Origin of the sequence: Nocardia veterana NBRC 100344, from assembly GCF_000308855.1 — a bacterium.
GTDB lineage: Bacteria > Actinomycetota > Actinomycetes > Mycobacteriales > Mycobacteriaceae > Nocardia > Nocardia veterana.
This window is the reverse complement of sequence record NZ_BAGM01000067.1, coordinates 63854-83806: the sequence shown is the minus strand read 5'-3', so window position 1 is coordinate 83806 and position 19953 is coordinate 63854. Positions and strand designations below refer to the sequence as shown.

Here is a 19953-nt window from a genome sequence, read left to right as displayed (position 1 = left end):
CCCGGGGAGCCGGTCATCGGGTCGGCCCTGACCGGCGCGCTGGTCGTGATCGCCGCCGACGTCGCGGCCCGGACCGTCGTCCCGGTGGATCTGCCCGTCGGCCTGGTCACCGCCGCGTTCGGCGGCCCGTTCCTGCTGTTGTTACTGATCCGTGTGAACCGGAAGGCGACATTGTGAGCACTCGAACCCACCACCGGATCACCCCCGATTCCCCCGCGACCGCGGCACCCGACGCCCGGCACCGCCTCGCCGCCGAGGACATCACGCTCGGATACGGCGGCCGGGTGATCGTCGACGGTCTCAGTGTGGATATCGAACCCGGGCTGATCACCACCGTCATCGGTCCCAACGGCTGCGGGAAGTCCACCCTGCTGCGCGGCCTGGGCCGGCTGTTGCGCCCCAGCGCGGGCCGAGTTCTGCTGGACGGTAAGGCGATCGCCACCATGAAGACTCGGGAGGTGGCCCGGATCGTCGGCATGTTGCCGCAGACCCCGGTCGCACCGGAGGGCCTGACGGTGGCCGATCTGGTCGCCCGCGGCCGGCATCCGCACCAGTCGTGGCTGCGGCAGTGGTCGGCCGACGACGAAACCGAAGTCGCTCACGCGCTCGCGCAGACCGGCGTGCAGGATCTGGCCGACCGCACCCTCGACGAGCTGTCCGGCGGGCAGCGGCAGCGGGCCTGGATTTCGATGGCGCTGGCGCAGGGCACCGACATCCTGCTGCTCGACGAGCCGACCACCTATCTGGACCTCGCCCATTCCCTCGAGGTCCTCGATCTGGTCGACCGCTTGCACGACGACCTCGGCCGCACGGTGGTGATGGTGCTGCACGATCTGAATCTGGCGATCCGCTACAGCGACCGGCTGATCGTGATGCGCGAGGGGCGCATCGTCGCGCAGGGCAGGCCCGCCGAGGTCGTCGACACCGAGCTGCTGAGCTCGGTGTTCGGCCTGCGGGCCGAGGTGCACACCGACCCGGTGTCGGAGCGCCCGATGATCGTCCCGATCGGTTCGCGTCACGTCATCGGCGCCGTCGGCGGACCACGTGCCGGAACGCCCGGTGAGAGTTCCCCGACCGGGCTATGAAAAATCCCACACAGCTACCGACCGGTTACGACGAACGGTAGTACGCATTTGTGTCGTTGCCTCCGTAAGCTGGAGGGATGGCAGGTCTTGGTGAACTCGAGAAAGCGGTCATGGACCAGTTGTGGTCGGCCGATGAACCGCAGACGGTCCGGCAGGTCCATGAAGCCCTCGCCGCACGCCGCGAACTCGCGTACACCACGGTGATGACCGTGCTGCAGCGACTCGCGAAGAAGAATCTGGTCGTGCAGCAGCGCGACGACCGGGCGCACCGGTACGCACCCGTGCACACCCGCGACGAACTCGTCGCCAGTCTGATGGTCGATGCGCTGCAGCAGGCCGACGAGGTCGGCTCGCGCCGGGCGGCCCTGGTGCACTTCGTCGAACAGGTCGGAAAGGATGAGGCTGCCGCACTCCGCGACGCACTCGCTAAGCTCGAAGCAACCGAGGCCGCGCGCAACCCGTCCGACGACGAGAACACCGCGTCCGACGACAACGGAGTCGCCCCGCCGCAGTAGCTGTGCGGTGCTCTCCGGCGCCGCGATCTCGGGCCCTGGCCCCACAACGCAGTGAGCTGAGAATGAACGCAACCGCGCCGGTCTTCGCCGGTCTCGCTTTGCTTCTGGCGGGACCGGTCCCGGCGCTGCTCAGCCGAGCCACCTGGCCGTACCGGACCCCGCGCGCGGCGCTGGTGCTGTGGCAGGCCGTGGCGCTGGCGGCAGTGCTGTCGGCCTTCGGATCCGGTCTGGCGATCGCCAGTCTGCTGCTGGTGCCGGGCCCGGACGGCCGGCCGACCACCTCGCCGACCAAGGAGATCGACGCCCTGGGCCTGGCGCTGTGGCTGGTCTACGTGGTCGTCTTCGCCCTCACCCTGCTGGTCGGCGCCCGCCTGATCTACGCGGTGATCCGGGTGGGTGTGCACACCCGGCGCCGCCGCGCCCGTCATCGCATGCTGGTCGACCTGCTCGATCAGGGCGGCGATCCGGCCCACGGCGATCTGCTCGCCACCTCACCCCTGGCCGGGACCCGCGCCGCCGATATCCGGGTGCTCGCCGCCGCCGAACCGATCGCCTACTGTCTGCCCGGCCTGCGCCAGCGTGTCGTGCTCAGTCAGGGCACATTCGCGAATCTGTCGAAGGCCGAGCTCACCGCCATCGTCAGCCATGAGCGGTCACATCTGCGCGCTCGGCACGATCTGGTGCTGGAAGCGTTCACCGCGGCCCACGAGGCGTTCCCGCGCGTGGTGCGCAGCAAGTCCGCGCTGGATTCGGTGAAGCTGCTGATCGAACTGCTCGCCGACGATTCCGCGGTCAAGGTGACCGGGCCGGCCCCGCTGGCGCGGGCCCTGGTGACGTGTTCGAATTCGACCGCGCCGCAGGGGGCGATGGCCGCCGGCGGTCCGACCACCCTGATCCGGATCCAGCGGCTGACCGGACCCCTGGGCGATCTGCGCATCGCGACCGCGGCATACGTCACCGCCGCCGCGATTCTGGTCGTCCCCACGCTCGCGGTGGCGATTCCCTGGCTGGTCGAATTGAACCGGCTGCTTCGTGCCTGAGCGTCGGCGCCGCAGCAGCGGACCCCGGCGCGGCGGGAGCGGCCGACCGGCGGGGGCGAACGACCGATCCCGTCACCCGGTGCGCGACGGCCGGGGTGCCGCCGGACCCCGGAAGCCCTCGAGCGGAAACGGCGAACCACCCGCGCGCCGACACACCTCCGATGCGGACACGGCCCGCGACCGCCCTGCCACCGCCACCGGCCCGACGTTCGCCACACTCGGACTCCCGGTCGAACTCGTGCAGGCGTTGCGCCGGGCCGACCTGCGCACCGCGTTTCCCATCCAGGCCGCCGCGATTCCGGATGTGCTCGCCGGGCGCGACGTACTCGGGCGTGCGGCCACCGGCTCCGGGAAAACGCTCGCATTCGGTTTGCCGATACTGGTGCGGCTGCGCCGGGGCGCCTCCGCCCCGCGGCGGCCACGCGCGCTCGTCCTCGCCCCGACCCGGGAGCTCGCCCTGCAGATCGAGCGCGCACTCGACGAACCGGCGCTGTCGCTGGGTCTGCGGCCGGCCGCGGCGGTCGGCGGAATGCCGCTCGGGCGCCAGGCCGACCGGCTGGCTCGCGGGGTGGATCTCCTGGTCGCCACGCCCGGGCGCCTCACCGATCTGCTCGGGCAGGGTGCGGTCGCCCTGGACGCGATCCGCGTGGTGACCGTCGACGAAGCAGACCACATGGCCCAGCTCGGTTTCATCGATCAGGTGCGCGCCATCCTCGATCGGCTTCCTCCGGGCTGCCAGCATCTGTTGTTCTCGGCGACGCTCGACGGCGCGGTCGACACCCTGGTCCGCGACTACCTGAACGACCCGGTCCGCCACGAGATCAGCACCGGATCCGAGATGGACACGGCCGTACCGGACGCGGAGGGTCGTCCGGCATTCGGCCCGTCCGCTCCGACCGAGCGGGCGACCAGCGGAAACCTCGGCACCCCAACGGTTTCCGAGCCCGGGGTCGCCACCCCCGCCAACCACACCGGTACGGTCACCCATCACCTCCTGCAGGTCCGCACCGCCGACAAACGCGCGGTGGTGACGGCGATCGCCGCGCGCGCCGGCCGGACCCTGCTGTTCGTCCGCACCCAGTACGGTGCGGACAAACTCGCACGACGCCTGCGCGAATCCGGCGTGGCGGCGGTCGCGCTGCACGGTGGCCTCACGCAGAATCAGCGAATCCGCACGCTGTCGGCCTTCTCGACGGGCGCCGCTCCGGTGCTGGTCGCCACCGATGTGGCCGCGCGGGGCATCCACGTCGACGACATCACGCTGGTGGTCCACGTCGATCCGGCCGCCGACGCCAAGGATTACCTGCACCGGTCCGGGCGCACCGGCCGGGCGGGCGCACCCGGCACGGTCGTCACCCTCACCACCGACGACGGCGCCGAGGTCGCGCAGCTGCTTCGCGACGCCGGTATCGACTGCCGCCCACTGCGCGTGCGCCCCGGCGATCCGCTGCTCACCGAGGTGACCGGGGCACGACCACCCAGCGGGCGCCCGGTCGCGGATCCGGCGGCGCCGGCGCCCGTGGCCACGCCGGCCGACACGCCCGGCACCTCCCGGCGAAACGCCCGGCGGCGATATCCGCGCGGCGGCCCGAGCGAGCGCGCAGCAAATTAGCCGCGCTCCACCGCTGCCGCACCCGACTGATCCTTGAGGTCCACCCCGGAGCGCCCGAGGGTATGCGCACCGCTGATCAGGCGCGCGACCACCGCCGCGGCCTGCCGATAGCCGAGGCCCGCCGGCGGATGGATATTGGAGACGCAGTTGCGTTCGGCATCGGTACGGCCGGGCCGCGGGCGATGGGTCAGGTAGATCCCGAGACTGTCGGCAACCGACAGCCCGGGCCGTTCCCCGATCAGCACGAGCACCGTGCGCACCCCCATCGCCGCGCCGAGATGATCACCCAGCGCGACCCGCGCCTGGGTGGCGATCACCGGAGTCGCCAGCGTCCACCGGGGTGCGAGCGCCTCGGCCAGGGCGGCGAGGAGCGCCGGGCCGTGCGCGGTGAGCGCCTGCGACGAAAGCCCGTCGGCCAGAACGAAACCCACGTCCGCGTTGCCGCGCGGGACGAGTACCGAATCGGCATCCTCGGGTAACCGGCCGAGGTCGGGCCGGCGCAGATATTCGGCACGGTCGCGGGCCCGGCTGGTCACCCGGACCGGTTCGCCCAGACCGACGGCCGCCACCCGCATCGCCAGATCGTCCACGTCCAGCGGTGTGTGCACCGCGTCGCGCGCGACCGCGTGCGCGGACCGCAATTCGAGCACGCGTGCAGTCGGCAGCGCGTCCCCGGCGCGGCCGAGCCCGATCCGAGCCGGGGTACTGCGCCGCAGTTCCTGCCAGAAGTCCTGTCCCCCAGCCTTTTCCGCATCGTCCACCCGGGGGCCGGGCCGACCGCTCGCCGCGCCCTCGGGGACGGGACCCGCCGGAGTCTGCGACCGCTCGGTCATCGCGATCGCCCTACTTCCCGCAGCGGTGAGGTGGCCGGTTCCACGGCGGCGATGCCGCCGTGATCGTCCAGCATGCCCGATCTCGCCAGCCAGCGCTCGAATTCCGGCGCGGGCGCCAATCCGAGAGTCCGGCGCACGGACAGCGCGTCGTGAAAGCTCAGGCTCTGATATCCCAGCATCACGTCGTCGGCGCCCGGAACCGTGATGACGAACGCGACCCCCGCCGCGCCCAGCAGGGTGAGCAGGGTGTCCATATCATCCTGATCCGCCTCTGCATGGTTGGTGTAGCAGACATCCACCCCCATCGGCAGCCCGAGCAGCTTGCCGCAGAAGTGGTCCTCGAGTCCGGCCCGGATGATCTGCTTACCGTCGTACAGATATTCCGGGCCGATGAATCCGACCACCGTGTTGACCAGCAGCGGGTCCAGTTCGCGCGCCACGGCGTAGGCGCGCGCCTCCAGCGTCTGCTGATCGACCGGTCTGCCGCCGGTGCCCAGATGCGCACCCGCCGACAGCGCGGCGCCCTGGCCGGTCTCGAAATACATCACGTTGTCGCCGACCGTGCCGCGCCCGAGGGCTCGACCGGCGGCATTCGCCTCGCGCAGCAGCGCCAGATTCACCCCGAATCCGGCATTGGCCGCCTCGGTCCCGGCGATCGACTGGAACACCAGATCCACCGGCGCCCCGGACTCGATCAACCCGAGGGTGGTGGTGACGTGGGCGAGCACACAGGACTGCACCGGAATGTCGTATCGCGTGCGGATATCGTCGAGCAGGTGCAGTAATTCGGCGGCGGCGTGCGGGGAATCGGTGGCCGGATTGACCCCGATCACCGCATCGCCGCAGCCGAGCAGCAGCCCGTCCAGGACCGCGGCGGCGATCCCGCGCGGATCGTCGGTGGGATGGTTGGGCTGCAGCCGGGTGCTCAGCCGGCCCGGCAGGCCGATCGTGGTGCGAAAGGCCGAGCGAACCTCGGCCGCCCGGGCCACCGCGATCAGATCCTGATTGCGCATGAGCTTGGCGACCGCGGCCACCATCTCCGGGGTGAGACCCGGTGCGAGACAACGCAGTTCGTCGCCCGGCGGTCCGGCGGTCCCGGTGGCCAGGGCCAGCAACCGGTCCCGGAGCCCCCCGACGGTCAGATCCGCGATCGGGCCGAACGCCGCCCGATCGTGTGAATCGAGGATCAGCCGCGTGACCTCGTCGGTCTCGTAGGGCACCACGGGGTCGTTCAGGAATTCGGTCAGCGGTACCTCGGCCAGTGCCCACTGGGCGGCAGCCCGCTCGGCATCCGATGTGGCGGCGCAGCCGGCCAATTCGTCGCCGCTGCGCCGCGGTGTGGCTTTGGCCAGCAGATCGACCAGGCCGTCGAATGCGTAGGTGGTGCCGTGCAGGGTCTGGCTGTACCGCGTCATCGGCATACTCCTGGCGCGTCCGCGTCCGATGGTGGCTGCCAGCGTACCGCCGCGACCGCTGCCGCTCGTCCGCGCTGGTGCGTGACATTACGATCGGACGTGCACGCCGAGGATGCGGGAGGGTTGCGATGACCGAGCGCAAACCGGCCGGCATGGGCTTCGAATCCTGGATCGACAAGCAGATCCGCGAGGCAACCGAGCGCGGCGAATTCGACAATCTGGCCGGTGCCGGGAAGCCGCTGCCCGACAGCGGCCGGCCCTACGACGAGAACTGGTGGCTGCGCAACTATTTGCGGCGCGAAGGGATCGGCGGCGAAGCCCTGCTGCCGACCTCACTGGTGCTGCGCCGCGATCTGGAGCGGCTACCCGAGACCCTGGCGGAGTTGGATTCCGAAGCGGAGGTCCGCGCGTACGTCGGTGATCTCAACGCCCGCATCGTCGAATGGATCCGGATGCCGCACGGCCCGCACGTCCGGATCGCACCGGTGCGCACCGACGAGGCCGTCGAGCGCTGGCGGAGCACTCGCCGACCGCGTGGTCGCCCGATGGCGGAATCCGGTGCACCGGTCTCGACGTCCGTCGCATTCATACCGGGCCGCCCCGGCGCCCGCCCGAGCTGGTGGCGGCGGCTCCTGCGGCGCGCCTAGTCCTGCTCGGGTGGAAAACCGCCGGTCGCGACGGGCCCCCAGCGGTCGATATCGATGCGGATCAGCGATTTGTTCTGCCGCGCCATCGCCGCCCGGTAGTCGTCCCAGTCCGGATGTTCACCCGCGATGCAGCGGTAGTAGTCCACCAGCCCGTCGAGTGCCTCCGGCATGTCCAGGACCTGCGCCCGCCCGTCGATCTGCACGTACGGACCGTCCCAGTCGTCCGACAGCACACAGATCGACACCTGCGGATTGCGCCGGATGTTGCGGGTCTTCGCACGGCCGGGGTAGGTGGCGATCACGATCCGATCCGCGGAGTCGATCCCACAGGTCACCGGCGACATCTGCGGAGTGCCGTCGGCGCGGCCGGTCACCAGCACCCCGCGGTGACGGGTACGCGCGAAGGCCAGCAGCTCGGTCCGGTCGACTGCGGCGGCGGTCGCGATACGAGGCATGCTCCGGTCCTTTCTCGTGGGTCCGGTTCGGTGATCCCGGCTCGGTGTCCTTTCGCTCCCAGCCTCCCATGATCGATTCCCCTACAATGGCCGGAGTGCAGTTTCTTCCCGGACACACGCCGCCGTACGACCTCACCTACGACGATCTGTTCCTCGTACCCAATCGCACCGATGTGTCGTCGCGGTTCGATGTGGACCTGTCCACCAGCGACGGAACCGGCACCACCATCCCCATCGTGGTCGCGAACATGACCGCGGTCGCGGGGCGCCGCATGGCCGAAACGGTCGCGCGCCGCGGCGGCCTCGTGGTCCTGCCGCAGGATCTGCCGATCAGCGCGGCCGCAGACACCATCTCCTTCGTCAAGAGCCGTTCGCTCACCGCCGACACACCCGTCACGCTGGGTCCCGACGATTCGGTATCGGACGCGCTGGCGCTGATCCACAAGCGCGCCCACCGGGCCGTGGTGGTCGTCGAGGACGATAAGCCGGTCGGTGTCGTCACGGAGTCGGCCTGCGCCGATGTCGATCGCTTCGCACGCCTGCGCACGGTCGCCGAGGCCGACTTCGTGACCGCGGCCGCCACCGCCTCCCCCCGGGACATCTTCGATCTGCTCGAGGCCGCGCACGCCACGCTCGCGGTGCTGGTCCACGACGACGGCAGTCTGGCCGGCGTCATGACCCGCACCGGCGCGGTCCGCGCCGGTATCTACACCCCGGCCGTGGACGGCAACGGAACCCTGCGGATCGCGGCCGCGGTCGGGGTCAACGGCGATATTCCGGCCAAGGCCAAGGCGCTGGTCGACGCCGGGGCGGATGTGCTGGTCATCGACACCGCGCACGGCCATCAGCAGAAGATGCTCGAGGCGCTGCGCGCGGTCGCGGATCTGAAACTCGGGGTGCCGCTGGTGGCGGGCAATGTGGTGTCCGCGGCCGGCACCCGCGATCTGGCCGAGGCGGGCGCCGACATCGTCAAGGTCGGGGTCGGGCCGGGTGCCATGTGCACGACCCGGATGATGACCGGCGTCGGCCGGCCGCAGTTCTCCGCCGTCGCCGAATGTGCCGCGGCGGCAAAGGATCTCGGCATCCATGTCTGGGCCGACGGCGGGGTTCGCCATCCCCGCGATGTCGCGCTCGCACTGGCCGCCGGCGCCTCCAACGTGATGATCGGCTCCTGGTTCGCCGGGACCTACGAGTCCCCCGGCGATCTGCGCGTCGACCGCGACGGGAACGCCTACAAGGAGAGCTTCGGCATGGCCTCCAAACGCGCGGTGGCCGCCCGCACCGCCGCCGACAGCGGCTTCGACCGGGCCCGCAAGGCCCTGTTCGAGGAGGGCATCTCCTCCTCGCGGATGCGGTTGGACCCGGAACGCCCCGGCGTCGAGGACCTCATCGACCACATCTGCTCGGGCGTCCGCAGCGCCTGCACCTACGCCGGTGCCCGTACCCTCGCCGAATTGCACGACAAAGCGGTACTCGGTGTGCAGTCGGCCGCCGGTTTCGCCGAAGGACGTCCGCTGCCCTCGGGCTGGTGACGATCGTCCGTACGATTTCGTCCCGCGGCGCGCCGCCCCGCCGGACCGGCCTCCGGCTCCCGGTAACATAGGCTGTGCCGACCGGTGGAGCATGCCTCCGCCGACCGGTATCAGCTGTTGCTCGGCTCGTCCACTGCGAAAGGAACCAGTTGTCACCCGCGTCCGAGGGCGCCACACAGGAGGGCTCCTCTACCGAGCCGGGTGACCAACCCGGCGCCTCCGTCTCCGCAGATCCTCCGTTACCTGGTGGGCGGTGCTGATCCGTGTCCGTTGTGCTCACCATCGCCAGCCTGCTGGGATTCATCGCGCTCACCGCGGGCACGGCGATCTTCGTCGCCGCCGAATTCTCGCTCACCGCATTGGAACGCAGCACGGTCGAGGCGCACGCCCGCGAGGGTGACCGCCGCGCCCGTCAGGTGCGGCACGCGCATCGCACGCTGTCGTTCCAGCTCTCCGGCTCGCAGCTCGGTATCACCATCACCACCCTGGTCACCGGCTATATCGCCGAACCGGTGCTGGCCCGGCTCATCGAACCCATCTGCACCGCGCTCGGCGCCGGGCCCGCGACCGCTCGCGGAATCGCCCTGGTCATCGCGCTGGTGCTGGCCACCTCATTGTCGATGACCTACGGCGAACTGGTGCCCAAGAACATCGCGATCGCCAAACCGCTGACCACCGCCCGCTGGACCGCCGGGCCGATGATCGTGTTCACCACGGTGTTCTCCTGGCTGATCAAACTCCTCAACGGTGCCGCGAACTGGGCGGTGCGCCGACTGGGGATCGAGCCGGCCGAGGAATTGCGCTCGGCCCGGTCGCCGCAGGAATTGGGGTCGCTGGTGCGCACCTCGGCCATGCGCGGCTCGCTCGATCAGCGCACGGCGCTGGTGGTCGACCGGTCACTGCTGTTCGGGGAGCGCAGCGCGGAGGATCTCATGACGCCGCGGGTGAAGATCGAAACGCTGGACCAGAACGACACGATCGCCGATCTCATCGCCGCCGCCGGGCGCACGGGCCTGTCCCGGTTCCCCGTCATCGACGGCGATCTGGACAACACCCTGGGCATCGTGCACGTCAAGCAGGCCTTCCTGTATCCGGTCGGGCAGCGCGGCACCATCGCCCTGTCCTCGATCGCCCGCCCGGTTCCGATCGTGCCGGCCAGTCTCGACGGCGACACCGTGCTGGAGCGGGTGCGCGCGGACGGGATGCAGCTGGCCCTCGTCGTCGACGAGTACGGCGGTACGGCCGGACTGGTGACGATGGAGGACATCATCGAGGAGATCCTCGGTGACGTCCGCGACGAACACGACGAGGAGGAACTCGACGTGCGCCGCACCGCGCTCGGCTGGAACTGCTCGGGCCTGCTGCGCATCGACGAGGTGTCGCGCGCCACCGGCTACGAGGCACCGGAGGGCGAATACGACACCCTCGGCGGGCTGGTGTTGACCACGCTCGGCCGCATCCCGGTCGCCGGCGACGAGGTTCTGCTGCCGAGCCCGACCGCCGGTGCCGGGCACGGCATGCAGCCGCATACCCACGGTGGCTGGCTGGCCCGCGTGGAACGGATGGACGGGCGCCGGATCGATCGAGTGCTGCTGCAGCCGGTGGATGCCGACGCGGTGACGATGTGGGAGCTCAGCCATGGGTGATCTGTTCGGACTGCTGCTGACCGTCGTGCTGCTCGGCGCCAACGCCTTCTTCGTCGGCGCCGAGTTCGCCCTCATCTCCGCCCGCCGTGACCGCCTGGAAACCCTTGCCGCCCAAGGGAAGCGAGGCGCCAATACGGTGATCGGCGCCGCCGAGCATCTGTCCATGATGCTCGCCGCGGCGCAGCTGGGCATCACGATCTGCTCGCTGCTGCTGGGCCGGATCGGCGAGCCCGCGATCGCGCATCTGCTCGAGCGGCCGTTCGATCTGGTCGGTGTGCCGGACGAGCTGTTGCATCCGGTCGGATTCGCACTGGCCCTGGCGCTCGTGGTGATCCTGCACATGCTGATGGGCGAGATGATCCCGAAGAACATCGCCCTCGCCGGTCCGGAACGGGTGGCGCTGCTGCTGGTGCCGATCATGCTGTGGTGGCTGCGGCTGGCCCGCCCGCTGATCGGGCTGTACAACCTGGCGGCCAATCTCACGCTGCGCGCGCTGCGGATCGAGCCGAAGGACGAGCTCGACGCCACCGTCTCCTCGGTGGAGCTGGCCGAGATGATCGGCGAATCGCGGTCGGAGGGGCTCATCGACGAGGAGGAACATCGGCGCCTCACCCAGGCGCTGGGCACCACCGACCGGATCGTCGCCGATGTGATGGTGCCGTTGGACAAGACGCGCTGCGTCCCGCTGCGCGGCGACGGCACCACCCTGGGCGATATCGAATCCGCGGTGGCCGAAACCGGGTTCTCCCGCTACCCGGTGCGGGCCGGTGACGGTTCCCTGGTCGGCTATCTCCACGTCAAGGACGTGCTGGACAAGGTGGCCGACGATTCGGCCGGGCCGTCGACGCCGATTCCGCGTACCGATATCCGGCCTCTGCCGACGCTGAGCATGGGTACCGCCCTGTACGAGGCGCTGGCCCGGTTGCGGCGCACCAACAGCCACCTCGGCCGGGTCATCGACACCCGCGGCAATACCGTCGGAATCGTGGCGCTCGAGGATCTGGTGGAGGAATTCGTGGGCACCGTCCGCGATGCCACCCACCGGGTGGCGGAATGACCGCGGAATCGGCACATCTCGCGCCGCATCGGTTCCGGATTCTGCCCGCCGAGCAGTGGCGCGAGCGCGAGCGCGCGCATCGCGCCCGGGTCGACAAGCTGGTCGGCCCCTACCTGCGGGAGCGGGCGGACGGTCGTAAACATCCGGTGATCGACTTCCTGTTCACCTACTACGGCCACAAACCGGCCCAGCTGCGCCGTTGGCATCCGGGTTTCGGTGTGGCACTGGCCGATTCCGACGACTACGCGCAGCGCCGGGGCTATCACCGGGTCGACACCCCGGCCGGGCCGGTGTGCACCGCCGACCCGGCCTTTCTGGACCGGCGTCGCGACACCGTGGAATTCGTCGCGGCGCTGCTGGCCGCCACCGCCGCGCGGCCGGCCCAGTTGTCGTGTTTCGGACTGCACGAATGGGCGATGGTGTACCGCAGCGACGACGTGCGCCACCGGCAGGTGCCGCTGCGGCTCGGGCGGGCCGGTACCGATGCCGTGGTCGACTCGATGTCGTTGCGCTGCACGCATTTCGACGCCTTCCGCTTCTTCACCCCGGAGGCAGCCCCACGCAACATCGAAACCCTCACCCGCGACGACCAGATCCATCGGGAACAGCCGGGCTGTCTGCACGCGGGGATGGACTTGTACAAGTGGGCGTTCAAGCTGGTGCCGCTGATCGATTCGGACCTGCTACTGGACTGTTTCGCCCTCGCGATCGCCGCCCGCGAGATCGATATGCGCGCCAGCCCCTACGACCTCACCGCCTACGGCTACCGGCCGATCGCCATCGAGACCCCGGCCGGGCGCGCCGAATACGTTCGCGCCCAGTCCGATACCGCCCGCCGGGCGGCACCGCTGCGGGCCCGGCTGCTCGATCGGTGCCGCGCCCTGCTCGCGGCCTGACCGCTCCGGTCACCGCCCCCGCAACGCACTCAGGTCCGCGGTGGCGTCGTAGATCCACGACATATCCGCCGCCGCGAAGTCGGCCAGCCAGGTCGGCGGCGCGGCCGCGGTGAGGGTCTCGAAGTTCCAGTAGTCCTTCCACAACGAGACCTTGCCCTCGCGGACGCGGTGGACCGAGACGAACGGCAGTTCGGCGCGTTCCCCCGTGGGCCATACCCAGGTTTCGGAGTGTTCGTAGATCACGTCGGCACCGTCGGCCAGCAGCAGGCCGTCGTGGTTGGTGTATTCGGCGAGTCCGGCCAGACCGATCCGCAGCCGCTTCACGGTGTCGGCGGGGCCCTTCGCGGCGAGCGTGGGACCGGTCGGCACGTCGAGGTAGATGCAGTCCTCCGTCAGCAGTGCCGCGACGCCGTCCCAGTCGCGCCGGGCCAGCGCCGCCCACAGCCGCAGCACCACCGCCCGCGATCCCTCGTTGTCCGGCATTGCGTCTCCTCCCGTCCGCGGCCGCGGGCGCTTTACAGCACCGGGTCGATGGTGGCGTTGATGGTGTGAATGGTTCCGTCGGGAATGACGAAGGTTTCGGTGATGTCCACGGTCATCAGCCGTACCCCGGCGACACCGGAGTCCAGCAGGTAGCGCGCGGTGACCACATCACCGCATTCGGTCATCCGCAGTTCGCGGATGTCCTGGATCACCGAGTACTGGATGCCGTGATTCAGGTCGTGGGTCAGCTGCGCTCCGGAGTATCCGGTCTGGATCCCCGCTTCGACACGAGTGGCGTCCGGGGCGAACGGAACCGCACTCGCGTCGTGGGAGACCAGTGCGTCGATATAGGCCCGCGCCACGGCCTCCCGGGGGGTGTCGGCCGGATTCGGTGCGGCCGCAGCGAGTCCCGCTCCGGCGTTCAACGCGGCAGCCACCGCGCCGGATATGACTGCAACGTGTTTCATTCCCATCGGGCGAGTTTGTCCCAGATGTGGCTGTGGCGCAACAGTTCCGGTCCACTCGTCGAGTTTCGCGGAAAACGGACCGATGAGAAGGTGGCTGAGTTACCGTTTCATGCATTGCCCACGCCCGTGGCTGTCGCGCACGGTGCTCGGCGACGCAACCCGTTTCGATGTGAGAGTGGGGCCCGCAATGGTGCGGTCGACGCGTAGACGCCTGCCCAAACCGCTGGCCGTGCTCGTCGCGGCGCTGCTCGCCGCCGCCGTACTCCCGGTCGGCGGCGCGTCGGCGGATCTGCAATCCGATATCGCCGGCCAGGTGCAGCAATTCCTCGATGTCGGCCGGTCGGCCGTGCCGGGCGCCGACTGCGGCCCCGGATCGCGACCGGAAACCGGAATGCAGGGCGATGTCCCGGCCGCCGACCGCGAGAGCGGACGCAGCGCCCAGGGCTACAGCTGCAATATCTCCTTCGTGGGCGGCTACGCGGGTCACGGCGCCGGCATCACGTCGGCCACCTATGATCACTGCTCCTACACCGGGTCGTTCTTCCCCGGCAATCTGCTCGGCCCCGCGCAGGGTGTCCAGGTGCTCGACGTCTCCGACCCGGCCCACCCCGTGCTCACCGGATCGCTCACCGAACCCGCGATGCTGGCCGGGACCTGGGAGAGCCTGAAGGTCAACGCCGCGCGGAAATTACTGGTGGGCACCGGTGTTCCGGTCGGCGAAGGCGTCGGCTATCTGTCGGTGTACGACATCTCCGATTGCGCGCATCCACGCCTGCTCAACCCCGGGCCCGGGTCGAATCTGGCCATGCCACTGCCGATCACGACCCACGAGGGCGGTTTCTCCCCCGACGGGCGCACCTATTGGGCCTCCGGAATCGCACCCGGCTTCGTCAGCGCCGTCGATCTCACCGATCCGGCGAATCCGCACGTGATCTGGCAGGGACTCACCGGGATCGAGGCACACGGCTTCGGCATCAGCCCGGACGGCAACCGGATGTACCTGTCGGCGCTGGCCGGATTCACCGTCCTCGACATCAGCGCCGTCCAGCGCCGCGATCCGAACCCCGGGGTGAATCACATCGGGCGGGTGTTCTGGACCGACGGGTGGGCGACCCAGCACAGCGTGCCGGTGACCTACGACGGCAAACCGTACCTGTTCACCGTGGACGAGGCCGGAGCCGGTGGGGTGAAACTGGTCGACATCGCCGACGAGAACAACCCGAGGGTGGTCGCGAAGATCAAGTTGCGGATCGATCTGCCGGAGAATCAGGACAGCATGCTCGCCTCGTCGATGGGCGGCTCGGTGTTCTCCTACGACCCGCACTACTGCGCGGCCGACCGCCCGGCGAATCCGACCGCACTGGCCTGCGGCTGGGAGTCCTCCGGAATCCGGGTCTTCGACGTGCGGAATCCCTTCCAGCCCCGCGAGATCGCGTACTTCAATCCTCCGGCTCGCACCGGACAGAATCTGCAGCTGTGGAACTCCCCGCACGCCTTGGGCTCGTTGATCGGGCCTCCGGTGCTGGAGGGCTTCTCGGTGGCCCGCGCCATTCTCGAGGGCCGGTTCGATCCCGCCCAGGCGCTGTCACCGCGCAGCGGCATGCTGGCCTTCGGCGACGTCTCCTCGGATTGGTGTTTCGCACCGCCGGAATGGCACGGCGACCAGCTGTGGACCTCCTGCAACGACAACGGTTTCATGGTGCTGCAACTCGACAACGACGTCTATTCGCCGCCGGCGGACCAGCAGTCGATCGTGGGGTCGTAGATGTCGCGGCTGTTGCGCTGGTGCGCCGGCGTCTCGGCCGCGCTGATCCTGCTCGTGATCGGTGCGGCACTGCGACCGGTCCTGCTCCCCGAAAAGCACACCGCCGCACCGGTTCTCGATGCCGTCGAAATAGGCTTCGCACAGGATATGACCGCCCACCACCAGCAGGCGATCCAGTTGGTGCAGCGACTGGACCCCGAGGTGGACCCGCAGGTGCTACGCCTGGCCCGCCAGATCGATCAGTCTCAGCGGGTCGAGATCGGCACCATGCTGGGCTGGCTGCGGCTGGCGAACGCGGCACCGACCGCCGATCAGCCGATGGCCTGGATGTCCCCCGAAAGCGCTGCGGCGCACCACCACTCGATCGCGGAAACCACCGCGAATCCCGGCACTCCCGCCGTGATGCCGGGTATGGCGTCGATGGCGGAACTGGACCGGCTCTCGGCCGCCCGCGGTCGCGCGGCGGAAATCCTGTTCCTGCAACTGATGTACCGCCATCATCAGGGCGGGCTGGTGATGGCCCGCGCCGCCGATCAGCGGATCGTCTCCGGGCCGGTCAAGGAGCAGGCCCGGGCCATGGTCGTCGCCCAGAGCCAGGAGACCGGATTGATCGCGCTGATGCTGAACCAGCGTGGGGCGCAACCACTGCCCTGAACGCAGCAGCCCGGCCGGGCGGCACCGCAGGTGTCGGTGCATCCCGTTATGGTCGAGGGAAACTCAGTGGATCGAGAGATACGGACGCCGATGACTGCCGGTACGGCCACCACCATCCCCGCACATATCCACGGCTACCCGGACTTGGCATTCGGCGGTTACGTGGCAGGCATGCTGGCCGACCGGGTGGGCGGCGAGGTGCGGGTCGACTTCCGGCGCGGGATTGCGGTGCAGGCCCCGGTGCTGCTCACCGATTCCGGGTCGGGCAGCGTTCTCACCGATCTCGACGGCACCGTGCTCGCCGAGGCGAATCCCGGTTCGGTGGAGTTGGCCGTGCTGCCGCCGCCGTCGTGGGAGCAGGCGGTGGAGGCCTCTCGTGCGTCCTTCGCCGCCGGCCGTCCCATCCCCGATTGCTACGGATGCGGGACCGCGAATACCCCGGGGCGAGGGCTGCGGCTGTATCCGTGGCGACTGCGCGAACGTGATCTCGTCGCCGCCGCCTGGGTGCCGGATCCCGAATTGGCCGGTCCCGGTGGGCATCTCACCACCGAGAACATCTGGTCGGCCGTCGATTGCCCGGGCGGCTGGGCGGCCGTCGAACTGTCCGGCATGCGGCCCGGTGGTGTCACGGCCGCCCTCACCGCCCGCCACATAGGGCCGGTGCGCGCCGGGGAGAACTATCTCGTCTGGTCCTGGCCGATCGCGGCCGCCGGCCGCAAACATACGGTCGGGGTGGCGATCTCCACTCCCGGAGGGGATCTGCGGGTGCTGGCCGAGGCGCTGTGGATCGAACCTCGCGGATGAGTCCGCGGCCGGTGGCCGCCGAGCCGGGTCAGGGCCGTTCGTCGAGTTTGTCGAGATCGCCGAGAACCTTCTCGTGCCAAGCTATTTCGGCACCCAGGCGCATCCTGGCATGTTCGACGATCAGGTCGTCGGCGCGGGTCTGATCCGGCCAGCGACGCTCGAGCTGGTGGTCCATCGCCGATTCCCGGGCGCGCAGTGCGGCGATTCGATCCTGAAGGTAGCCGCGCAACACCTCCCGGTCGAGATCGGCGCCGACGGCCAGCGCGAGATCCACCGGATCCGGGCGGATGTCGACCTCGGTGAACGCCTCGTCGCGCAGGGCACGCAATTCGCGCCGGCCCTCCTCGGTGATCTCGTAGATCGTGCGCGCCGGCAGTGACCCGGGTTGTTCGGTGCGGAGCGGCCGGATCAGCCCCTCGTCCTGCATCCGGTGCAGGGCGCCGTACAGCGAGCCGGGTTTCACGCGCGACCACAGATCCGCGCGGTCCAGGCGGGCGTCACGGCGCAGCTGATGGCCGTGCATCGGGCCGCGCTTCGCCAGCGCGGCGAGCACGAAGAGCCGGGTTTCGTTCACCGCACCAGTCTCGCACGAGTACTCGCATTTGAGTACCCTCGGAGATATGGCCATTCGACCGATCCTCATCGCCGGTGATCCGCGCTTGTCGACTCCCGCTTCCCCGGTCACGGAATTCGACGCCGAACTGGCATCGTTCATCGACGATCTCTTCGAAACCAATACCGCCGCGCACGGTGCCGGACTGGCCGCCAACCAGGTCGGCGATCCACGGGCGGTCTTCGTCTACGACCTGGTCGACCACGGCGTCCACCACCGCGGCCATATCGTCAATCCGGTGCTCGAGACGTCCGAGCTACCCGAGACGATGCCGGACCCGGACGACGATCTCGAGGGCTGCCTGTCGGTTCCGGGCGAATGGTTTCCGACCGGTCGCGCCGACTGGGCCAAGGTCACCGGGGTCGATATGCACGGCGCCCCGGTCACCGTGGAAGGCACCGGCTACCTCGCCCGCTGCCTGCAACACGAGACCGATCACCTCGCCGGCCGGCTCTACCTGACCCGCCTGATCGGCCGCAACCACCGCGCCGCCCGCCGCATGATCCGCGACCGCGACTGGACCCGCCCGGGCAACTCCTGGCTCCCCGACGGTTCGGGCCGCCGCCCGCGGTGATACCGGCCGGGCGATGCCGGATTCGGCCCGCTCGACGGAAAGCCGTGCGCCACTTCGAATCTCGCTATCGGCTCAGCTCGACCCGGGCGCATCGGCAAGGGCCCGGTAGGCCGCGGCGTAGGTGTGTGGTTGCACATCGCCGAGCAGCAGGTATTGCTGGATGAAACCGATCATGGCACCCAGCAGGATCTGGGCGACCGCCTCGATATCGGCATCGGGCGCGAGCGTGCCGGCGGTGCGGGCACGGATCAGCAGTTCCCGCCACGCCGCCCGGACCTGAGCCAGTCGCTCCCGCACGATCCGGGCCACCGCCTCGTCGCGTCCCGCCTCCGCCCACGCCTGCACGGCCACGCGCGGAATATCCCCGTCGCCGTCGCGGGCCAGGTCCCGAATCTGCTCCAGGATCGATTCGAGCGCGTCGATGGGGGTGACCGGAGTGGCGGATTCGGTGAGCCGGGCGAGATTCGCGGTCATCCGGCCGAGAACCGAATCGGCGATCGCGCGAATGATGTCGTTCTTGGACTCGAAGTAACCGTAGACCGCCCCGGCCGACATCCCCGACTCGGCGATGACCGCACTCATCGTCGTCTTGTGGAAACCCTCCCGGGCCACGCACCGGATCGCGGCGGCGATCAATTGGTCGCGGCGTGCGAGCCGCCGTTCTTCGGTCAGACGAGGCATGTTCGCATCATAAAAAGAATGTTCGTTCTTGACAATCTGCGCAGCACAGGAGCATGCTCAGCTTATAAAAAGAACATTCCTTCTTTTTGGAGCACGTGATGAAATCCACTCCTGCCGCCCTGGCCGGACCCGTCGTCGCCCTGTCCGTCCTGATCACCGTGCTCGTCACGGCCTTCGCCTGGCCGACCGCGAATCTGGCACCGCGCGATCTTCCGGTCGGCCTGGTCGGCCCGGCTCCCGCGGTCGCACAGGCGCGGGCCGGATTGCAGAGCGCCGGCTCCGCCGCGATCGAGCCCACCGTCTATCCGGATCGCGGCGCTGCCGTGGCCGCCATCGAGGACCGAGCCATCTACGGCGCAATCGTCCTGTCCGCCAACGGTTCCGAAGTACTCACGGCATCGGCCGCGAGTCCGGCCGTGGCCCAAGCGCTGGGCGAAGTCGCGCACCGGCTCGCCGCCGCCCCGGGATCACCACGAACCGCGGCAGATACGCACCCGCCGGCCGCCACCCCCGATCGACCGGCGTCCGCCACGCCGGTGATCACCGACGTCGTCGCCCTGCCGGCCGCCGATCCGCGCGGCGCCGTGTTCGGCCTGACCCTGGTTCCGATGGTCATCGGCGGCCTGCTCACCGGCATCGCGCTGTCCCTGGTGGCCGGTAGCCGCGCGGCACGCATCACGGCCGCACTGGCGGTGGCCGTCCTCGCGGGATTCGCCGTGACCGCGGTCCTGCATACCTGGCTCGAGGTGCTGACCGGCAACTATCTCGCCGAGAGCGGGGTGGTCGCCCTCGCCGTCGCCGCCATCGCGCTGACCCTGATCGGGCTGCGGTCGGCCTTCGGGAATCCGGGTCTCGGCGTGGGCGCGGCAACCCTTGTCGCCCTGGGCATTCCACTGTCGGGCGCGATGTCGGCGCCGGAACTGCTCCCCAGCGGCTGGGGCACGCTCGGCAGCCTGCTTCCCCCGGGCGCCGCCGCCACCGCGCTCCGGTCGACCGCCTACTTCCACGGAGCGGGTTCGGCCACGGCGTTCACGGTCCTGAGCTGTTGGGCGCTCGCCGGTCTACTGCTGGCCGCCCTCCCCCGGCCGCTGCGCCTGCCCCGCCCGGCCGCGCGCGACGCTCGGCCCGCGTGAGCACCCGGGTCCGATCACCACAGGCGGTGGGCGACTCGTAGGTTGG

At 69.8% G+C, this 19953-nt stretch carries 22 protein-coding genes; 15 read left to right on the top strand and 7 right to left on the bottom strand.

Annotated features, from left to right (window positions below):
- Positions 1-15 precede the first annotated feature (15 nt).
- The 5 genes from ON37_RS31725 (at position 16) to ON37_RS30930 (ending at position 4252) form a co-directional block, all read left to right on the top strand.
- The gene (locus ON37_RS31725) at positions 16-177 is read left to right on the top strand and encodes an iron chelate uptake ABC transporter family permease subunit (protein ID WP_422615687.1); all 162 of its coding nucleotides are present in this window, start codon (positions 16-18) and stop codon (positions 175-177) included.
- A 20-nt stretch (positions 178-197) separates the two neighbouring features.
- Entirely contained in the window at positions 198-1085 is an 888-nt protein-coding gene (locus ON37_RS11720) for an ABC transporter ATP-binding protein (RefSeq protein ID WP_051031487.1), read from the top strand.
- 77 nt (positions 1086-1162) lie between these two features.
- A complete protein-coding gene (locus tag ON37_RS11715) occupies positions 1163-1600 on the top strand; it encodes a BlaI/MecI/CopY family transcriptional regulator (protein WP_051031486.1) in 438 nt (145 codons plus the stop codon).
- 62 nt (positions 1601-1662) lie between these two features.
- On the top strand, positions 1663-2640 hold the full coding sequence (locus tag ON37_RS11710) for a M56 family metallopeptidase (protein WP_040719063.1): 978 nt from the start codon (positions 1663-1665) through the stop codon (positions 2638-2640).
- Positions 2641-2878: 238 nt separating this feature from the next.
- The gene (locus tag ON37_RS30930; protein WP_085997277.1) at positions 2879-4252 is read left to right on the top strand and encodes a DEAD/DEAH box helicase; all 1374 of its coding nucleotides are present in this window, start codon (positions 2879-2881) and stop codon (positions 4250-4252) included.
- Here the strand turns inward: ON37_RS30930 and eutC are convergent.
- Both eutC and ON37_RS11695 read right to left on the bottom strand, forming a co-directional pair.
- The gene (gene eutC, locus ON37_RS11700) at positions 4249-5085 is read right to left on the bottom strand and encodes an ethanolamine ammonia-lyase subunit EutC (protein WP_083892916.1); all 837 of its coding nucleotides are present in this window, start codon (positions 5083-5085) and stop codon (positions 4249-4251) included. The two genes, ON37_RS30930 and eutC, sit on opposite strands and share 4 nt — an antisense overlap.
- Positions 5082-6500 carry an ethanolamine ammonia-lyase subunit EutB gene (locus tag ON37_RS11695; protein ID WP_040719061.1) on the bottom strand — a complete coding sequence of 473 codons (1419 nt, stop codon included), beginning with the start codon at positions 6498-6500 and terminating at the stop codon, positions 5082-5084. Before ON37_RS11695 ends, eutC begins: the two co-directional genes overlap by 4 nt.
- 128 nt (positions 6501-6628) lie before the next feature.
- On the opposite strand from ON37_RS11695, the gene ON37_RS11690 reads away from it, so the two are divergent.
- Positions 6629-7147: a DnaJ family domain-containing protein gene (locus ON37_RS11690; RefSeq protein WP_040719059.1), complete on the top strand. Its 519-nt coding sequence runs from the start codon at positions 6629-6631 to the stop codon at positions 7145-7147.
- Here the strand turns inward: ON37_RS11690 and ON37_RS11685 are convergent.
- Positions 7144-7602: a PPOX class F420-dependent oxidoreductase gene (locus tag ON37_RS11685; RefSeq protein WP_040719057.1), complete on the bottom strand. Its 459-nt coding sequence runs from the start codon at positions 7600-7602 to the stop codon at positions 7144-7146. The genes ON37_RS11690 and ON37_RS11685 overlap by 4 nt on opposite strands.
- Before the next feature lie 95 nt (positions 7603-7697).
- On the opposite strand from ON37_RS11685, the gene ON37_RS11680 reads away from it, so the two are divergent.
- The 4 genes from ON37_RS11680 (at position 7698) to ON37_RS11665 (ending at position 12733) form a co-directional block, all read left to right on the top strand.
- Positions 7698-9134, top strand: a complete 1437-nt coding sequence (locus ON37_RS11680; RefSeq protein WP_040719093.1) for a GuaB1 family IMP dehydrogenase-related protein — start codon at positions 7698-7700, stop codon at positions 9132-9134.
- 263 nt (positions 9135-9397) lie between these two features.
- Positions 9398-10780, top strand: coding sequence for a hemolysin family protein (locus ON37_RS11675; protein ID WP_040719055.1), 1383 nt, complete (start codon positions 9398-9400; stop codon positions 10778-10780).
- A complete protein-coding gene (locus ON37_RS11670) occupies positions 10773-11837 on the top strand; it encodes a hemolysin family protein (protein WP_040719053.1) in 1065 nt (354 codons plus the stop codon). The genes ON37_RS11675 and ON37_RS11670 overlap by 8 nt, the downstream gene beginning before the upstream one ends.
- Positions 11834-12733, top strand: coding sequence for a hypothetical protein (locus ON37_RS11665; RefSeq protein WP_051031484.1), 900 nt, complete (start codon positions 11834-11836; stop codon positions 12731-12733). Before ON37_RS11670 ends, ON37_RS11665 begins: the two co-directional genes overlap by 4 nt.
- 9 nt (positions 12734-12742) lie before the next feature.
- Here ON37_RS11665 and ON37_RS11660 read toward each other — a convergent pair whose 3' ends face one another.
- The gene (locus ON37_RS11660) at positions 12743-13216 is read right to left on the bottom strand and encodes a nuclear transport factor 2 family protein (protein ID WP_040719052.1); all 474 of its coding nucleotides are present in this window, start codon (positions 13214-13216) and stop codon (positions 12743-12745) included.
- Positions 13217-13248: 32 nt separating this feature from the next.
- On the bottom strand, positions 13249-13689 hold the full coding sequence (locus ON37_RS11655; RefSeq protein ID WP_040719051.1) for a DUF8021 domain-containing protein: 441 nt from the start codon (positions 13687-13689) through the stop codon (positions 13249-13251).
- Positions 13690-13870: 181 nt separating this feature from the next.
- Here ON37_RS11655 and ON37_RS11650 point away from each other — a divergent pair, with 181 nt between their 5' ends.
- The 3 genes from ON37_RS11650 to ON37_RS11640 all read left to right on the top strand — a co-directional run bounded on the left by ON37_RS11650 (position 13871) and on the right by ON37_RS11640 (position 16906).
- Complete coding sequence (locus ON37_RS11650; RefSeq protein WP_051031483.1) at positions 13871-15448, top strand: LVIVD repeat-containing protein; 1578 nt, start codon at positions 13871-13873, stop codon at positions 15446-15448.
- Complete coding sequence (locus ON37_RS11645) at positions 15449-16102, top strand: DUF305 domain-containing protein (protein WP_040719050.1); 654 nt, start codon at positions 15449-15451, stop codon at positions 16100-16102.
- A 90-nt stretch (positions 16103-16192) separates the two neighbouring features.
- The gene (locus ON37_RS11640; RefSeq protein ID WP_040719049.1) at positions 16193-16906 is read left to right on the top strand and encodes a hotdog fold domain-containing protein; all 714 of its coding nucleotides are present in this window, start codon (positions 16193-16195) and stop codon (positions 16904-16906) included.
- Positions 16907-16934: 28 nt separating this feature from the next.
- Here the strand turns inward: ON37_RS11640 and ON37_RS11635 are convergent, their stop codons facing one another.
- Positions 16935-17480 carry a PadR family transcriptional regulator gene (locus ON37_RS11635; RefSeq protein ID WP_040719048.1) on the bottom strand — a complete coding sequence of 182 codons (546 nt, stop codon included), beginning with the start codon at positions 17478-17480 and terminating at the stop codon, positions 16935-16937.
- Between the two features lie 46 nt (positions 17481-17526).
- Here ON37_RS11635 and ON37_RS11630 point away from each other — a divergent pair, with 46 nt between their 5' ends.
- Positions 17527-18093 (top strand): peptide deformylase, encoded by a 567-nt coding sequence (locus ON37_RS11630; protein ID WP_040719046.1) that lies wholly within the window; start codon positions 17527-17529, stop codon positions 18091-18093.
- A gap of 72 nt (positions 18094-18165) precedes the next feature.
- Here the strand turns inward: ON37_RS11630 and ON37_RS11625 are convergent, their stop codons facing one another.
- Positions 18166-18774 (bottom strand): TetR/AcrR family transcriptional regulator, encoded by a 609-nt coding sequence (locus ON37_RS11625; protein ID WP_040719044.1) that lies wholly within the window; start codon positions 18772-18774, stop codon positions 18166-18168.
- A gap of 98 nt (positions 18775-18872) precedes the next feature.
- Between ON37_RS11625 and ON37_RS11620 the strand changes: the two genes are divergently transcribed.
- Positions 18873-19907: a hypothetical protein gene (locus tag ON37_RS11620; protein WP_040719042.1), complete on the top strand. Its 1035-nt coding sequence runs from the start codon at positions 18873-18875 to the stop codon at positions 19905-19907.
- Positions 19908-19953: the final 46 nt, after the last annotated feature.

What these genes read in the sequence shown, in the direction of transcription:
- ON37_RS11715 (WP_051031486.1), top strand. Translation starts at nt 1,163, where the DNA reads ATGGCAGGTCTTGGTGAACTCGAGAAAGCGGTCATGGACCAGTTGTGG.
- ON37_RS11625 (WP_040719044.1), bottom strand. Translation starts at nt 18,774, where the DNA reads ATGCCTCGTCTGACCGAAGAACGGCGGCTCGCACGCCGCGACCAATTG.
- ON37_RS11670 (WP_040719053.1), top strand. Translation starts at nt 10,773, where the DNA reads ATGGGTGATCTGTTCGGACTGCTGCTGACCGTCGTGCTGCTCGGCGCC.
- ON37_RS11655 (WP_040719051.1), bottom strand. Translation starts at nt 13,689, where the DNA reads ATGGGAATGAAACACGTTGCAGTCATATCCGGCGCGGTGGCTGCCGCG.
- ON37_RS11690 (WP_040719059.1), top strand. Translation starts at nt 6,629, where the DNA reads ATGACCGAGCGCAAACCGGCCGGCATGGGCTTCGAATCCTGGATCGAC.
- ON37_RS11620 (WP_040719042.1), top strand. Translation starts at nt 18,873, where the DNA reads ATGAAATCCACTCCTGCCGCCCTGGCCGGACCCGTCGTCGCCCTGTCC.
- ON37_RS11685 (WP_040719057.1), bottom strand. Translation starts at nt 7,602, where the DNA reads ATGCCTCGTATCGCGACCGCCGCCGCAGTCGACCGGACCGAGCTGCTG.
- ON37_RS11645 (WP_040719050.1), top strand. Translation starts at nt 15,449, where the DNA reads ATGTCGCGGCTGTTGCGCTGGTGCGCCGGCGTCTCGGCCGCGCTGATC.
- eutC (WP_083892916.1), bottom strand. Translation starts at nt 5,085, where the DNA reads ATGACCGAGCGGTCGCAGACTCCGGCGGGTCCCGTCCCCGAGGGCGCG.
- ON37_RS11665 (WP_051031484.1), top strand. Translation starts at nt 11,834, where the DNA reads ATGACCGCGGAATCGGCACATCTCGCGCCGCATCGGTTCCGGATTCTG.
- ON37_RS11640 (WP_040719049.1), top strand. Translation starts at nt 16,193, where the DNA reads ATGACTGCCGGTACGGCCACCACCATCCCCGCACATATCCACGGCTAC.
- ON37_RS11660 (WP_040719052.1), bottom strand. Translation starts at nt 13,216, where the DNA reads ATGCCGGACAACGAGGGATCGCGGGCGGTGGTGCTGCGGCTGTGGGCG.
- ON37_RS11650 (WP_051031483.1), top strand. Translation starts at nt 13,871, where the DNA reads ATGGTGCGGTCGACGCGTAGACGCCTGCCCAAACCGCTGGCCGTGCTC.
- ON37_RS11710 (WP_040719063.1), top strand. Translation starts at nt 1,663, where the DNA reads ATGAACGCAACCGCGCCGGTCTTCGCCGGTCTCGCTTTGCTTCTGGCG.
- ON37_RS11695 (WP_040719061.1), bottom strand. Translation starts at nt 6,500, where the DNA reads ATGACGCGGTACAGCCAGACCCTGCACGGCACCACCTACGCATTCGAC.
- ON37_RS11630 (WP_040719046.1), top strand. Translation starts at nt 17,527, where the DNA reads ATGGCCATTCGACCGATCCTCATCGCCGGTGATCCGCGCTTGTCGACT.